The 14,800-nt window shown below is 70.4% G+C and carries 10 protein-coding genes; 3 read left to right on the forward strand and 7 right to left on the reverse strand.

The window, feature by feature from the left end; genetic code table 11:
* Window positions 1–63: 63 nt before the first annotated feature.
* Window positions 64–2,337 carry a winged helix-turn-helix domain-containing protein gene (locus tag ACW7GZ_RS04700; RefSeq protein ID WP_457008118.1) on the reverse strand — a complete coding sequence of 758 codons (2,274 nt, stop codon included), beginning with the start codon at window positions 2,335–2,337 and terminating at the stop codon, window positions 64–66.
* Between the two features lie 181 nt (window positions 2,338–2,518).
* Between ACW7GZ_RS04700 and ACW7GZ_RS04705 the strand changes: the two genes are divergently transcribed.
* The gene (locus ACW7GZ_RS04705; RefSeq protein ID WP_457008120.1) at window positions 2,519–3,460 is read left to right on the forward strand and encodes a DNA ligase; all 942 of its coding nucleotides are present in this window, start codon (window positions 2,519–2,521) and stop codon (window positions 3,458–3,460) included.
* Here the strand turns inward: ACW7GZ_RS04705 and ACW7GZ_RS04710 are convergent.
* Window positions 3,457–4,572 carry an ABC transporter ATP-binding protein gene (locus tag ACW7GZ_RS04710; RefSeq protein ID WP_457008122.1) on the reverse strand — a complete coding sequence of 372 codons (1,116 nt, stop codon included), beginning with the start codon at window positions 4,570–4,572 and terminating at the stop codon, window positions 3,457–3,459. The genes ACW7GZ_RS04705 and ACW7GZ_RS04710 overlap by 4 nt on opposite strands.
* Before the next feature lie 110 nt (window positions 4,573–4,682).
* On the opposite strand from ACW7GZ_RS04710, the gene ACW7GZ_RS04715 reads away from it, so the two are divergent.
* Both ACW7GZ_RS04715 and pgl read left to right on the forward strand, forming a co-directional pair.
* Window positions 4,683–6,062, forward strand: coding sequence for a GH1 family beta-glucosidase (locus ACW7GZ_RS04715; RefSeq protein ID WP_457008124.1), 1,380 nt, complete (start codon window positions 4,683–4,685; stop codon window positions 6,060–6,062).
* Window positions 6,063–6,118: 56 nt separating this feature from the next.
* Entirely contained in the window at window positions 6,119–6,856 is a 738-nt protein-coding gene (gene pgl / locus ACW7GZ_RS04720) for a 6-phosphogluconolactonase (RefSeq protein ID WP_457003674.1), read from the forward strand.
* Between the two features lie 30 nt (window positions 6,857–6,886).
* Here pgl and ACW7GZ_RS04725 read toward each other — a convergent pair whose 3' ends face one another.
* The 5 genes from ACW7GZ_RS04725 to ACW7GZ_RS04745 all read right to left on the reverse strand — a co-directional run bounded on the left by ACW7GZ_RS04725 (window position 6,887) and on the right by ACW7GZ_RS04745 (window position 14,793).
* The gene (locus ACW7GZ_RS04725) at window positions 6,887–10,027 is read right to left on the reverse strand and encodes a discoidin domain-containing protein (RefSeq protein WP_457008126.1); all 3,141 of its coding nucleotides are present in this window, start codon (window positions 10,025–10,027) and stop codon (window positions 6,887–6,889) included.
* 71 nt (window positions 10,028–10,098) lie between these two features.
* Window positions 10,099–10,935: a carbohydrate ABC transporter permease gene (locus ACW7GZ_RS04730; protein ID WP_457008128.1), complete on the reverse strand. Its 837-nt coding sequence runs from the start codon at window positions 10,933–10,935 to the stop codon at window positions 10,099–10,101.
* The gene (locus tag ACW7GZ_RS04735; RefSeq protein ID WP_457008130.1) at window positions 10,932–11,810 is read right to left on the reverse strand and encodes a carbohydrate ABC transporter permease; all 879 of its coding nucleotides are present in this window, start codon (window positions 11,808–11,810) and stop codon (window positions 10,932–10,934) included. The genes ACW7GZ_RS04730 and ACW7GZ_RS04735 overlap by 4 nt, the downstream gene beginning before the upstream one ends.
* Entirely contained in the window at window positions 11,800–13,095 is a 1,296-nt protein-coding gene (locus ACW7GZ_RS04740; RefSeq protein ID WP_457008132.1) for a sugar ABC transporter substrate-binding protein, read from the reverse strand. The genes ACW7GZ_RS04735 and ACW7GZ_RS04740 overlap by 11 nt, the downstream gene beginning before the upstream one ends.
* A 6-nt stretch (window positions 13,096–13,101) precedes the next feature.
* Window positions 13,102–14,793, reverse strand: coding sequence for a glucoamylase family protein (locus tag ACW7GZ_RS04745; RefSeq protein WP_457003665.1), 1,692 nt, complete (start codon window positions 14,791–14,793; stop codon window positions 13,102–13,104).
* Window positions 14,794–14,800 lie beyond the last annotated feature (7 nt).

The following is a 14,800-nucleotide window of genomic DNA, read 5'->3' on the forward strand; positions in this document are numbered from 1 at the left end:
AGACGCATGACTGTTACATGATCATTGCGCTTGAAATCAGACACTTGCGGGCGAAATCCACCGTCATCCGGCGATCGCGGCAGCGACCCGCACCTGCAGCTCCGCCAGCGACGGGACGGCGGGCGCCCAGATCGCCACGCGCCCCGCGAGCGCCGCGGCCTCGGCCTGCCGCCCCTGCTCCAGCAGCCAGTCGGCGTAGGCGAGTACGACGTCGGCGATGTCGGACGGCACGCCCTCGCGCTCGGCCAGTGACAGGGCGTCGGCAAATGCGGCGTCCACCTCGGCTGCTGGCCGTCCCGCCTGCTGCACGCCCAGTGCGCGCCGCAGCCGGTCGGGCACGAACGCCCCCAGATCGGCCTCCGCCGCCATGCGCACCGGCCGATCGAGGCGCAGCGCGGCCTGCTCGCGGCGCAGCAGCAGCCAGGCGCGGGCCTCCGGATGCACGCCGACGGGAACGGCGGCGAGGGCCGCATCAGCCAACGCAAGGGCCTCGTCCGGCCGTTCGCGGTCGAGGGCCAGCGCAACCTCGTGCCGCGCCGCCTCGAGCTGCAGCGTGAGACCGGGGCCTGGCGGGCCACGGCTCGCGAGGATGTCCGCCGCCTCGTCCAGCCGGCCGGCGACCCGCAGCGCCCCCGCCCGCGCCTGCAGCAGCGCCCGCGCCTGCGCCGGGTCGGCGACGCGGTCGCGCAGCGCCAGGCCGCGCCCGCTTGCCGCCAGCGCCTGCTCCACCCGCAGCAGGCCGAGTTCGGCGTCGGTGCGCGCTGCCAGCACGGTCGCCAGTTCGTTCACCGCCCCCATTGCCGAAAACGCCTGTTCGGCTTCGTCCAGGAAGGCCAGGGCCTGGGCCGGCCGGCCGCGATCGGCTTCGAGGATGCCCATGTTGGCGTCGACCCTCGCGACCGCCAGGGCATCGCCGGTCCGCTGCAGCGTCACTCGGGCACGGCCGAAGTCGGCCAGGGCCGCGTCGAAGCGTTCGTCCATCGCGTACACCACCGCGCGCCCGCTGAGGGCCTGGCCGAGCTCGGCCGGGTACTCCGCGGCCAGCGCGATCGCGGTGTCATACGCCGCCTCCGCCTCGTCAAGCCGCTCCAGGCGCAGCAGCATCGCGCCGCGCGCGTTGAACACCTGCGCGCGGAACACCGGATCGGGCACGGCATCCTCTTCCAGCAGGCGCTCCAGGCGCTCCAGGCGCGCCAGGCCCCGCGCGTGTTCGCCGGCGCGGAAATCCACCCGCGCCAGCTGGTACTGCAGCCGCGGCTGTGCGCGCTGCAGCTCGGGCGCGGCAAGCAGGATGCCGCGTGCGGCCTCGAGCTCGTTGGCCAGCATCGCCGCTCGCGCACGCTGCAGGCGCTCGGCCAGGTCCGTGGCCTCGGCATCCGCCAGCGCCGTTCCGCCGAGCCTCGGGGCCAAGCGGTCGACCGCCAGGCGCGCGGCTTCGAGCAGGTCGCCGGCCTCTCCGGCCGCGGCGTGGGTCATGCCCCCGCCGTCCCCTGCAGTCAGGCGGACACGCCACGCCGCGCCGTTCCGCGCCACCTCGCTTTCCACCCGCCAGCCGCGTCCCATCATGGCGCGGAACTGGGCGGGCCCGTCGCCCCCCTCGCGTGCGTCCGCCGCCAGCGCCGACTCACTCGACAGCACCACGAGGCCGCTGCGCCGCAGCCGGTCGCCGAGGTAGTCCATCAGGCCAAGCCGCACCCAGGCGACATCGTCGCCGTCCTCCACGCGGGTCGGCAGCACCAGCAGCGCGTCCTGCACCGGCACCGTCGCCCCACTGCCGGCGACAACCGCGTCCAGCGGTCCTGCATGAGGTCGCTGGCGCGTCGCCCACCATGCCGTGGCCGCGAAGACCGCCAACAGGAGGAGCGCGAACGATCCGACAGCCCACCGTTGGCGTAGCCGGCCGGAATCGCCCGGGCGGGGCGGGTCCGGCGGCGGAGGTCGAGGGGGCGGCTCCATGCTGGCCGGAACGGGAACGGGAACGGGAACGGGAACGGGAACGGGGGCCGGTGTCGGCGTGCCCTGTTCGACGTCCACCTGCATCATCCAGCGGAAACCGTAGCGCGGCACCGTGCGCACGGTGTGCTGGGACTGGCCGTCGTCGCCGACCGCCCGCCGCGTGCGCACCATCACCTGCCCGAGCTGGGCATCGGACACGTCGGCGCGGCGGAACGCCGCCCGCACCAGTTCGTCGCGCGACACCGCGCGGTCGCGGTGGGCGATGAGGCACAGCAGGCACTCGTACACGCGCGCCTGCAGCACCACCGGCTCTCCGTCGCGCCGAAGTTCGCGCGTGGCCGTGTCCAGCAAGTGGCGCCCGAAGCGGTAGCGCGGGCTCATGGGTTCGATCGGATCTGCACGCTGCGATGATCGCCGATTCGACGCCCCTTGGCCGGATCCCGGCGCAGTACCCGGCATCGTCACGGGCAACTCACCGATGCAGGCTTGGCCGTCGCGCCGATAGGCAGGGTGGGCACGAGGCGGGAGGCTGGCCTGCCTTTCCCGAGGATGGACCATACCGATGACCACGGCTCCGGCACTTGGAACAGGCGTGTTCCTTCGCGGCGCGCTCGCCTGCGCATGCATGTCCGCACCGGCCTTCGCCCCCACGGCCATTCACGCGCAGCCAGCCGATCTCATGCACGCCGCGCCCGCGGTGCTTGCGCCCGGCGCGATACCTGCCGGGCCCATTGCGGACTATTGGCTGAGCGAAAAGCTCGACGGCGTCCGCGGGCGCTGGGACGGTCGGCGGCTGTGGACGCGCGGTGGCCTGCCGGTGGACGCGCCGCCCTGGTTCACCGCGGGCTGGCCAGAGGAGCCGATGGACGGCGAACTGTGGCTGGGCCGCGGCCGCTTCGACGAGGCCAGCAGCCTGGTACGCAATCCGCCGGCCGATGACGCGCCGTGGCGCGCGATGCGCTTCCTCGTGTTCGACCTGCCGGCCCACGCCGGTCCCTTCGAGCAGCGGGTCCAGGCCATGCGCGCGCTCGCCGGCCCGGACACTCCCCCTTGGCTGCGGCCGGTGGCGCAGTCAAGGGTCACTGACGACAAGCAGCTGCAGGCCCGCCTGCGCGCTGTGCTCGACGCCGGCGGCGAGGGCCTGATGCTGCAGCACCGTGACGTCCACTACATGCCCGGCCGCAGCGACGGCCTGCTGAAGCTCAAGCCGCACGACGATGCCGAAGCGCGCGTGGTCGCGCATCTGCCAGGCCGCGGCAAGTACGCCGGCATGGTCGGTGCCCTGCTGGTGGAGCGCGAAGACGGCGCGCGTTTCCGCCTCGGCAGCGGCCTCAGCGACGCCGAGCGCGACGTGCCGCCGCCACTCGGCAGCCTGGTGACCTATCGCTACAACGGCCTGACCATCAATGGATTGCCGCGCTTCGCACGCTTCATGCGGCTGCGCGAGCCGCCGCCCGATGCCGGCCCCGAGCGCCAGGCAGGCGCCCTCCCTCGACTGGATTAGCGCTGCAATCGGCGTCCGTCGCCGATATCGAAGAAGTGCAGGTGGGCGACTGCGACCCGGAGGGACAGTGACTCGCCCGGACGTGGCAGGTCGCCGGGCGGCAGCCGCGCCACCAGCGCATGCCCGCCCAGGTCCAGGTTCACGAACACCTCGCTGCCCACCGGCTCGACCACTTCCACCAGCGCTTCGAAATTGGCGTCGCCACTCCCAACGGCTTCCACGCCGGCCGGGGCGTCCGCCCGCATCAGGTGCTCGGGCCGCAGGCCCATGTCCAGTTCGCGGCCCTCCCAATCGCCGGGCACCTGCAGCCCGGGCAGCGGTACGCGCAGCTCGCCATCGGCCAGCAGCGCGGGCGCGTCGCCAACCGACACCAGCCGACCGCGAATGACGTTCATCGCCGGACTGCCCAGGAACGTGGCCACGAACAGGTTCGCCGGCCGCTCGTACAGGGACATCGGCGTGTCGACCTGCTGGATGCGGCCGCCGTCGAGCACCACGATGCGCTGGCCCAGGGTCATCGCCTCCACCTGGTCATGGGTGACGTAGACCATGGTGGTGCCGAGGCTGCGGTGCAGCCGCGCGATCTCCACCCGCATCGCCGCGCGCAGGCGGGCGTCGAGGTTGGACAGCGGCTCGTCGAGCAGGAATACCTGCGGCTGCCGGACCAGTGCGCGCCCGAGTGCCACGCGCTGGCGCTGGCCGCCGGAAAGCGCCGCCGGCTTGCGCTCCAGCATGTCCTCCAGCCCCAGCGTCTTCGCCGCGCCCGCAACCCGCTCCGCGATCGCCGCCTTGTCCATGCCGCGCAGCTTCAGGCCGAAGGCCAGGTTCCCGGCCACGCTCATGTGCGGGTACAGGGCGTAGTTCTGGAACACCATGGCGATGTCGCGGTCGCGCGGCGCGACGTCGTTGACCACCCGCTCGCCGATGGTGATCGTTCCGCCGTCGACCGTCTCCAGGCCGGCGATCATCCGCAACAGGGTCGACTTGCCACAGCCGGAAGGTCCGACCAGCACAAGCAGCTCGCCGTCGCCGGCCTCGAAGCTTGCGTCGTGGACGGCGATGAAGCCGTCGGGATAGACCTTGCGGACGTGTTCGAGCCTGACCTGCGCCATCGTCACTCCGGGTTTCCCCGTCATGCGGCTGCGGGGCCTGTGCGTTATCCTCGCAATGTAACCGTTTTCAACGCATTCCTGCGCGCCGATCCGCCCGGAGCCCCTTGTCCATGTCCGACTCCACTGGTCCTGCAAGAGACCTCGTTTTCCCCGAAGGCTTCCTCTGGGGTGCCGCCACCGCGGCCCACCAGATCGAAGGCTCGCCGCTGGCCGACGGCGCCGGCGCCAGCATCTGGACGCGCTTCGCGCACACGCCGGGCATGACCCTCAACGGTGATACCGGCGACGTCGCCTGCGACCATTACAACCGCTGGAAGGACGACGTCGCGCTGATGCGCGAACTCGGGCTCAAGGCCTATCGCTTCAGCGTGTCGTGGTCGCGCATCCATCCCGAGGGCATGGGCCGCGTCAACCGGAAGGGCGTGGATTTCTATTCGCGCCTGGTCGACGAATTGCTGGCCAACGACATCGAGCCGCTGGCCACGCTGTTCCACTGGGACCTGCCGGCGGCGCTCGACGATCGCGGCGGCTGGCTCAATCGCGACTGCGCCGACTGGTTCGCCGAATACGGCACGACGCTCTACCGCGCGCTCGACGGCCGGGTGAAGAAGTGGGCCACGATCAACGAGCCCTGGGTGGTCACCGACGGCGGCTACCTGCACGGCGCGTTGGCGCCCGGCCACCGCAGCCGCTACGAAGCACCGATCGCCGCGCACAACCTGATGCGCGCGCACGGTGCCGCGGTGCAGGCCTATCGCGCCGAAGGCAAGCACGAGATCGGCCTGGTGGTGAACATCGAGCCCAAGTATCCGGCCAGCGATTCGGCCGAGGACGCCGCCGCCGTGCGCCGCGCGCATGCCTACATGAACGAGCAGTTCCTGCATCCCGCCCTGCTCGGCCATTACCCGCCGGAGCTGAAGGAGATCTTCGGCGACGCCTGGCCGGACTGGCCGGCTGAGGACTTCGAGCTGATCCGGCAGCCGCTGGACTTCGTCGGCATCAACTACTACACCCGCAGCGTCACCGCCGCCGGCGACAGCTACCCGCTGAAGACCGACGTGGTGCGGCAGCCGCTGGGCACCTATACCGAGACCGGCTGGGAAGTGTTCCCCCAAGGCCTGACCGACCTGCTGCTGTGGTTCAAACAGACCTACGGCGACCTGCCCGTCTACATCACCGAAAACGGCGCCGCCTTCTTCGACCAGACGGTGGCCGAGGGCGGGCGCATCCGCGACCCGTTGCGCATCGACTACCTGCGCAAGCACATCACCGCGATCCGCGAAGCGATCGACGCCGGAGTGGACGTGCGCGGCTACATGGCGTGGTCGCTGCTGGACAACCTGGAGTGGTCGCTCGGGTATTCGAAACGCTTCGGCATCGTGCATGTGAACTACGGCACGCAGGAACGCACGCCCAAGGACAGTGCGCGCTGGTATTCCGACGTGATCGCCAGCAACGGGCGCACGCTCTCCGATCCGCTCCCTTACTAGACGACCCTGGCGCCCGGCATGCATGCATTTTCCAGCCAGCGCCACGGAGCCGCGGGATGAGTGCGACCGGCGCCAACGGAGGTATCCAGCTGCGCGCCGGGGTCGAGTTCCAGGCATTCCAGGACAGCACGCAGTGGGCGTGGGCTGCGGCCGTGACCCTTGCCGCGGCCCTGCGCCGCAGCCTGGAATCCGAACCCAGGACGCGGCTGCTGCTTTCCGGTGGCCGCACGCCGGGACCGGCCTACGCCGCGCTCGCTCGCGCGCCGCTGGACTGGGACCGGGTCGATGTCGCCCTGGTCGATGAACGCTGGCTGCTGCCCGACGAACCCGCCAGCAACGCGCGCCTGGTCCGGGAGTCGCTGCTCGTCGATCACGCCGAGGCCGCGCGCTTCGAGTCGATCACCCGGCCCGGGCGAAGCATCGAGGAAGCGGTGACGATCGCGAACATGCATGCCGCGCATCCGGCCGGCATCGTCGTGCTGGGCATGGGCGAGGACGGCCACGTCGGCTCGCTGTTCCCGAACATGATCGGGCTTGCCGACGCCCTCGCCTCGCCCCGATCCTACGTTGCCGTCGATGCCACCGGCTGCCCGGGCGCCGGTCCATGGACGCGCCGGGTGAGCCTGACGCCCGCGGGGCTGGCCCCGGCGCACACGCGGCTGTTGCTGATCCGCGGTGCCCGCAAGCGCGAGCTCCTCGACCGCGTGCTGGCCGGCGACGACCCGATGGAATTTCCGGTACGCATGGCCTTCCTCACGCCCGGCGCGACGCTGCGGATCCTCTGGTGTCCGTGAAACGTCGGGCCCTGCCGATGCCGGGCCGCTTCAGGACCCGCTACCTGCGCCGCTGATCTCGATCCGCGCCGGGACCTGCATGATGCGCAGTTCGCCGGCCTCCCACGTGGCCGGGCGTCCATCAATCGCGGTGGCTCCCGGCGCGCCATCGGCCCACGGCCAGGGCAGCACCAGCCCGCCAGGCGGCAGCTCGAGCCCGTCCTCCACCTCCAGCACCAGCACGTCCTCCGCGCGTCGCAGCGAATAGGCGAGCGTGCCCTGCGGCGTGCGCAGGCCGCGCACGGCGACGCCCTGGTCCAGCCATTCCGCGGGCACGCCGGCAGCAAGCACCAGGCTGTCATCCGACTCACGCGCATAGGCGAACATGTCCAGCGCCGAACGCACGAAGTCGGACGCCACCCACGCATGCGGCAGGTCGCCAAGGAAGAACGGCTTGCGCGGCGTCGGCGTCACCACTTCGGCCCACTGGTTCCAGGCCGGCGGCGCGCGATCGTCAAGGAACCACTGCGCAGCTTCCCAGGCACGTTCGCGCCAGCCCAGGCGCACGAAGGCGCCGACGTTGCGCCATTCGTAGGGCGTGTAGTCCTTCCATTCGCGATCGCCGTCGCGGCGCTGGACGAATTCGCGCCAGTAGCGTCCGAAGGTGTTGCGCACCCGATCGGCGGGCAGGTTGGCGAGCTCGCCGCCGGGCGCCAGCGCGATCGTGGTCGAGGTGGCATCGAAGTCGCCAAGTTCGGCCGCACCAGGCAGGAAATCGATGCCATGGCGGGTCGCGGCGGCGTCCAGTGACGCCAGCAGGTCAGCGCGGAAACGGTCGCGCGACGCCGCCATGCGCGCCGCGTCGGTATCCTTGCCCAGCGCCTGGGCTACCTGCACCGCGTCCTTGTAGCCACGCAGCGCCCAGAAATTGTCCCAGTACGAGTGCATCGGCTTGGCCGAATAGCCTTCGTGGCTGATCGAGGCCGGCATCATTCCGAAGAACGCGGGATCGAGGGCGCGGTTGGCTTCGGTGCGTTCGCTCAGGGCCAGCACCTCCATGTATTCGTAGGCGGCCAGCACATGCGGCCACATGCGTTCGAGGAAGGCGTGGTCGCCGGTGTAGCGCCAGTACTCGGCGATGTTGAAGATCAGCTCGCCGTGGCTGTCGTTCTCCGGGACCGGGTCGCTGCCGCGGTCGTCGACGCAGCAGGGCACCTTGCCGTTGTCGAACTGGAAGGGTGCATACCACTCCACGTAATCCCGCACGGCGTCGGCGCGCCCCATCCGCAGCAGCCCTTCGGAAATCATCGCGCCGTCGCGGATCCAGCTGCGCGAGTACGAGCGCGTTCCCGGCTGCAGCCGCGGACCCACGCGCGAAATGAGCATGTGCGCGAGCGCGGTGCGCAGGCTGTCCGCCAGCGCCCGCCCCTGCGGCGGCAGCTCCAGCTGCACCTGGTCGAGCCTGCCGCGCCAGTCCGCCGCGACCCGGTGCTGCAGCTCCTCCGCATCCCACCAGCGCCGCGCCGGGCCGCTGCCGCCGGTCATCGGCACCATCACGTCGACGCTGCCGACTTCGCCCGGGCCCAGCTTCATGCGGTAGACCAGCGCCGCCGAGGCAAGGCCCGTCGGGTCGTCGACGACGCGCATGGTTGACGGCAGCTTGCCGGCGGCGAGGTGCTGCACGACATCGCCGGCGTCGAAGGCCGAGGCGAAGGAAACCGTGGGCACCTGTTTGGCGAACACCCGCGGCACGCCGGCCACCGACACCATTCCGCCGTCCACCGCGATGCCGCTGATCCGGCTGACGCCACCGAGGGTGTTGAGGAATTGCGTCGGCGGGTTCACCTGCAGTGGTCGCGCGGCGAGCGCGAGCTGAAGCTCCTGCGCACGCCCCGTGGTGTTGGCCAGGTGGTAGCGCAGCACCAGCTGCGAGCGCGCCGCATCGCCGGCGGCGAACGCGGTGACCCGCAGCGAAAAACCATCGTGCCGCCAGTCCACGCTCGGGATCGGCAGGTAGCCGTCCTGCAGCGACTGCCGTGGCGTGGCGTCCGCCCAGGAGACCAGGCGGCCGTCGGCGATCACGAAGGGCTCGATGCTGAAGCCGGCGCGGGCCACTTCCACCGCCCCGTCTTCGCCGATGAGCCCCTGCTGCAGTCCGCCGTCGAGGCCGAGGATGGTCCAGTACGGCTGCTCGCCGCTGAAGCCGCGCGGATAGCGGCCGCGCGGCAGGTCGGCGGCCACCGCGCGCACGAAATCGTTCGGATGGGCGCTGAAGTCGAGCGGCTTGAGCGTGGCTTCGGCCAGCCCGAATTCCTGGCCGGCCCCGGCCAGGAAATCCAGGGCGACATAGCGCGCTTCGGACTCCGGCAGCGCGATCCAGTCCCGGCCGCCATCGCTGCCGCTCACCTCGCGCGCTTCGTGCCAGGCCATGCCGTCGGCAGACATCTGGATGCGGTAGCGCGAAGCCTGCGCCGCAGGCAGCCAGTCCAGAACCAGGCCGCCCAACTCGCGGACGCTGCCGAGATCGAGCACCAGGCGCTGCCCGCCGGTGACCACCGGGGCGCGCCAGGCGCTGGCGGGATCGCCGTCGACCGTGGCAGCGGCGTCTCCCGCGGTGCTGAGCGCAGTCGCGGCCAGGGGGCTGTCGTCGTTTGGTGCCAGCTCGCTGAAGACGAGTTCGTCGAAGCACACCGAGCCGCGGCCGCCGACGCGGTTGTAGACCACGAACTCCAGCTTGGCGCTGGCGCGCAGCACGGGATCCGGATCCGGGCCCCAGGCTTTCACGATGTGCCGCGCCTTGTAGTGCACCGGCGTCCAGTCCGACGGCGGTTCCTGCCCGCTGCGGTTTACCCACCACACGTTGTCACCACTGGCATCGACGAGCTTGAATTGCAGGTCGTTGGCGGGCGCGTCCCCACGCAGGCGCAGGTCGAAGCGGTAGTTGCCGGGATACTCCAGCGGCAGCGCGCGCTGGATGCCGGCGTGGCCGGAGACGCCGTTGAAGTCGTAGTCAAGACACAGCCCACGACCTTCTTCGCCATCGATGGCGCGGATCTCCGCGTCGACCTGGTCGGATGCCACCACGCTCCATGCCCGCGGCTCGTCGAAGCCGTCGAGCAGGCGCGTGGTCAACGCTTCCTGGGCAAACGCCGGCGTCGCCATGGACCCGCCTGCCAACGCCGCCAGCGCCATCAGCACTGCTCCGGCCGTGCCCCACCAAGGCCGCCGATTTCCGCTCCGCACCGCCATCGCGCACATCTTCCTCATCCCTTTACGCTACCCATGAGCAGCCCCTGCATGTACCAGCGCTGCAGCCCCAGGAACAGCAGCAGCACCGGCAGCACCGTGACCACGGCACCGGCCATCATCATCTCCACGTCCATGATGTGCTCGCGCGACAGCGCTGCGAGCGCCACCGGCAGCGTGTACTGCTGCTGCTCGGCCAGCACGATCAGCGGCCACATGAAGTCGTTCCACGCCGCCATGAAGGTGAAGATCGCAAGCGTCACCAGCACCGGCTTCAGCATCGGCAGGACCACCTGCACGAAGATGCGCATCTCGCCGGCGCCGTCGATGCGCGCGGCCTCGACCAGTGCATCGGGAATCGAGCGTGCGTACTGCCGCACCAGGAAAATACCGAACACGCCCGCCAGGGCCGGCACCACCACCCCGCCCAGGCTGTTCACCAGGCCGAGCTCCTTCATCAGCAGGAACAGCGGCAGCATCGCCACCTGCGCCGGCACCACCAGCGCCGCCAGCAGTACCTGGAACAGGCGCTCGCGGCCGCGGAAGCGGAGCTTGGCGAAGGCATAGCCGGCCGCGGTGTTCACCACCAGCGAGCCGAGCGTGATCGCCAGCGACACCGCCAGGCTGTTGGCGAAGGCGCGGCCGAAGCCGGTGCGCGCGAACAGCTCGCGGTAGTTGTCGAGCGTGGTCGCGGTGGGCAGCAGCGGCGGCGGGAAGCGGCTGGCTTCGCCCATCGGCATGAACGACACCGAGACCATCCACGCCAGCGGCGCCAGCGCGAGCAGCGCGAACAGCACCAGCGCGCCGTTGACCACCAGCGTGTCCAGGCGCGTGCCGCCGACCGGCCGGCTCATACCAGGTCCCGGCGGCGCCCGGCGCGCAGCAGCAGCGTGGTCACCCCCAGGATCACCAGGAACAGCATGAACGCCACCGCCGAGGCGCGCCCGAGGTTCCACCATTTGAAGCCTTCCTCGAACATGAGGTAGAGCACGCTTACGGTCGACTGCAGCGGGTCGCCACGGGTCATCACATAAGGCTCGGCGAAGAGCTGGAAATAGCCCGACACCGTGATCACCGCCACCACCAGCAGCACCGGCCCCAGCGATGGCAGCGTGATGTGCACCAGCTGCCGCCAGGTGGAGGCGCCGTCGATGCGCGCGGCCTCGTAGAGCTCGCGCGGGATCGCCTGCAGGCCGGCGAGCAGGATCACCATGTTGTAGCCGAAGTTCTTCCAGACCGCGAAGCCGATGATCGTCGGCATCGCCCACAGCGGGTCGCCCAGCCAGTCGACCGGACCGATGCCGATGTGCCCGAGCGCCCAGTTCACCAGGCCGTAGCTGGTGTGGAACAGGTAGCGCCAGATCACCGCCACCGCGACCAGGGTGGTCACCACCGGGGCGAACAGCGCGGTGCGGAAGAACGCTTTGCCGCGCGCGAACTGCGAGTCGAGCAGCAGGGCCGCGGCAAGCGACACCGCGATCGACAGGGGGACGCCGACCACCACGAAGTACGTCGTGTTCCACAGCGCCTTCCAGAATATCGGCGTGCGCAGCAGGTCGATGTAGTTGTCGAGCGCGACGAAGCGCAGGTTCGCCGGGTCGGCCAGTGCGTAAAGGTCGAAGTCGGTCAGGCTCAGCAGCAGTGCCGAAGCCACCGGCAGCGCGAAGAACAGGCCCAGCACCAGCAGCGCCGGCGCCACGAAGATCCAGCCCGCAGCGTCAGCGCGCATCGCCGCCCTCCTGCGCCAGGATCCAGCGGCGCTTGGCGAGGATGGCGTCGACGCTGGCATCCAGCTCGCGCACGGCCTGGTCCTGCGCCAGCCCGCCACGCACCACGCGTTCGGTCACCAGGCGCATTTCCTGCGCGATGCGCTCCCACTCCAGCACCTTGGGCGTGGGCCGCACGCGTTCGAGCTGGTCGCGGAAGGCGGCCGCCAGCGGATCGCCGGCGAGATCGGGATGCTCCCAGGCGCTGCGGCGCGGCGGCAGGTTGCCGCTGAGGGCGTGGAAGCGGCGCTGCACGTCGGGCCGCGAGAGGTATTCCACCAGCAGCCACGCGGCATCGCCATGCGTGCCGCCGCGCGGCAGCACCAGGCTGGTTCCGCCCGCGATTCCGGCACCGGGGCCATCGGGGCCCGGCAGCGGCATCGTCCCCCATTGGTCGGCAAGCTCCTCCGGCGCGCGCCTGCGGAACTCGCGGATGTTCCATGGCCCCGACAGGTAGAAGGCGTTGAAGCCGCGGAAGAACTCGTCCCAGACGTTGGAGATCTGGGTTTCCGACAGCACCGGCGCCCAGCCCTCATCGAACATCCGCACATAGAACGCCAGCGCGCTGCGGAAACCCGGGCTGTCGAAGTTGCCGCGGGTGCCCTGCTCGCGCAGCAGCGGGTCGGGCTGCTGCAGGGCAAGCGACAGCTGCGGCTCGAACTCGTTGAGCGGCAGCAGGATCGCGTAGCGCCCCGGGCCGACGTGGCGCTTCACTGCGGCCATCGCCGCGGCCCATTCATCCCAGTTGCGTGGCAAGGCGGCGACACCCGCCTCGCGCAGGATGTCCTTGCGGTAGAACAACAACCGGGTATCGACGTACCACGGCACGCCGAACACGCGGTCGTCGACCACGTTGGTGTCCCAGATACCCGGGAAGTAATCGTCAGTGACGATTGCATCGGAGGCGTCGATACGCGCCTGCAGGGGCTCCAGCGCGTCGAGCGCCGCGAACTCCGGGATCCAGGTGTTGCCCAGCTGCAGCAGGTCGGGCATGGCGTCGGCGGCATAGGCGGTCAACAGCTTTTCGTGCGCCGCGCTCCAGGGAATCGCCTGCAGCTCCACGCGTACGTGCGGATGCTCACGCCGGAAGCCGGGCAGCAGTTCCGCGACCAGCTCTGCCTCACGGCCCATCGCCCAGAAGCGGATCGTGGTCGTGTCCCCGTCGGCCGGGCGCGCGCAGCCCGTCACCAGGCTGGCCACTGCCGCCAACGACAGGACGATGGCAAGGCCGGCGCGAAGGCGTGGCATCCCCGGTCAGTCCGCGAGCGACGGAGACGGCGCACGCGCCGGCACATCGCGGCGGCCTTCCGCTGGCGCACCGGCATCCGAAGTGCTGTCGCCCACCGCGTCCCCGCCGGTGGCGCCCGCGCTGTCCCCGGCGGCCGCTTCAGGCGTCTGCGCCTGCGCGTCCTTCCGGGCCTCGGCCTCATCCTGCGCCTGCTGCTCCGCCAGCCAGCCACCGGTGAAGCCCGCGCGCTCCAGTCCGGCGCGGATATAGGGATTGCGCTTCATCACGTTCCAGACGAATTCGCGCCTGTGGTTGGCGATGCCGATCAGGATCGGGCCCTGGTCGATGCCGATGTAATCGCTGGCCACCCAGCCCTTGCCGGGGACGATGCGCCCGGTCTTGAGCGGGATGTCGTAATCGAAGCTCGGATTGAACGAGTCCAGGAAGCCGTAGCTGGAATAGAGGTACTCACCATGCTGCTCGACCAGCGCCTGCGTGGCCGGGATCACCAGCTCGGGCGCGAAGGGCAGCGAGGCGATCGCCGCGGTGGGCGCGATGGTGCCGTCGTCGAAGGCGACCGCGATGCCCGCCCCGCGGGCACTGTAATGGCGGAACTCGCGCATCACGCCCTCGTATTCCTGGTCGGTGCGCTGCGGCCCGTCGCTCGCCGTCAGGCCCCAGATGTCGGCGCCGTAGCCCTTCCAGCCCATCGGGTTCTCGATCGCGTACGAGCGCTGGGCGTAGGTCGCGCGCCGCGAATTCTCGAAATAGTCGATGCCGCGGCCGCGCATGTAGGCGTCGCGGATGCCGCGGAAGTCGATCCAGGCATGCGTGTACTGGTGGCCGAACTGCGGCGCGAAGCTGAGGTACTCCTGGCCCTGGAAGATGCCCCAGCTGTCGTCGTAGGTGCGGGTCCATGCCTCCCAGGCCTCCGGCCCGATCGGATGCGTGGGCGAGGCCAGCGCCAGGATGTAGACCAGCATCGCCTCGTCGTAGCCGGTCCAGTCGTGCTCGATGAAGCCACGTTCGGGATACCAGCCCATCGAGATCAACGGCGGGCGCTGCTGCAGCCAGGGCCACTCGATGCGCCGGTAAAGCTCGTCGGCGACCTCGCGGATCCGCTGCTCGCGCGGATCGTCGCCGTCGTAATAGCTTTGCGCGAACAGCACGCCCAGCATCATCAAGCCGGTGTCGACGCTCGACAGTTCCACCCAGGGCTCGTAGCGATGGCCGGTACGCATGTCGAGGAAGTGGTAGAAGAACCCGCGGTGCCCGATGGTGCCGGTCTCTTCCGGCCCCTGCGGCGATTCAAGCAGGAACTCCAGCGTCAGCAGGGTCCGGTCCACTGCCTGCCGCCGGCTGATCCAGCCGTTCTCGATCCCGATCGGATACGCCGTCAGCGCGAAGCCGATCGCCGCCACGCTGGCGAACGGCCGCGACGGGAAGCGGTCGGGCGTCATGCCGTTGCGCTCGTCGGTGGTATCCCAGAAGAACTGGAAGGTGCGCTTCTCGATGTCGTCGAACAACGGCGGCAGCTGTCCGGCCGCCGCCGGCGCCACGGCATCGGGTGGTGGTGCGGTCACCACCACCTCCTCGATCGGCCCCGGCCGCGGCGGTGATACCTCGGGCTCCGGCGCGTCCCGCCCGCAGCCTGCGAACAAAAGGACGGCGAGCAAGGGCCCGACGTACTTCAAACGATGGAATGAAACGGATCGCATTGCCTTG

This window comes from Luteimonas sp. A537 (assembly GCF_054052065.1).